Genomic DNA, 733 nt, shown 5'->3' with positions numbered 1-733 from the left:
CAACTGTTCAACGAGCGCGTAGGGGTGGTGAGCTTTGGCTTCGCCCTGCTGTTCATCGGCGTGCTCTACAGCCTGCCTGGGCGACCATGGCCTTGGCGGCTGCTGCCTCAGCTTTCCTGTTCAGATCAGCCAGGGCTGGCTCCAGGTGTTGGGGTTGCCACGGGAGCACCGGCAGAAAGGGGTCTTCCCAGCTGCTCTGGGCCGCCTGCAGCAGGCTGTTGTGGAAAGACCGGATCTGCTGCGGCTCCCAGTAACCCGTTGGATTATTGGCGTCGCCGAAGTCGGGGTTATGGGGCGCTTGAAATTCCTGCTAGCAGAGCAGCCCTGCCAAGGCTGAGGTGCCGGAACGATGTATCCCCAGCACCAGCAGCACCCGTCGCAGGGGCAAATCTGATTCATGTTAGCCATCACCTGCAGCTGGGCCTGCACAAACGCCGCCCCACTCATGCAATCGGACGGCCCTTCGCAGCTGCCTCCGTATCGGTACTGGCCTAGCCATGCTGCAGGTCCGTCAGCATGGCCATCAACCGCCGTTGCCCCAGAAAGCAACCCAACTTATCGCCATGTTCAAGTACAGCCTACTCATTCCAATGCACCGCTCCGAGCGATTTATCAACAACATCAGAGGTGTGATAGACAGCCACTTGGAACAAAACTGCGGATTTCTGCTATCCGATCAACATATGCTCGACGGAGCGCTTCCGGCCTTGCGCTCAATATATGGAGAAAGCCA

Annotated in this window: 1 protein-coding gene; it reads left to right on the top strand. The window is 58.8% G+C overall.

Annotated elements, in window-relative coordinates:
- Positions 1-497: 497 nt before the first annotated feature.
- Positions 498-733: hypothetical protein (locus tag AC01FP_RS18350; protein ID WP_474482289.1), on the top strand; the 236-nt coding region annotated here is incomplete at its 3' end.

Source organism: Cyanobium sp. NIVA-CYA 375 (assembly GCF_056108345.1).
The sequence above is the reverse complement of the archived record's forward strand: the minus strand, read 5'-3'. Positions and strand labels throughout refer to the sequence as shown.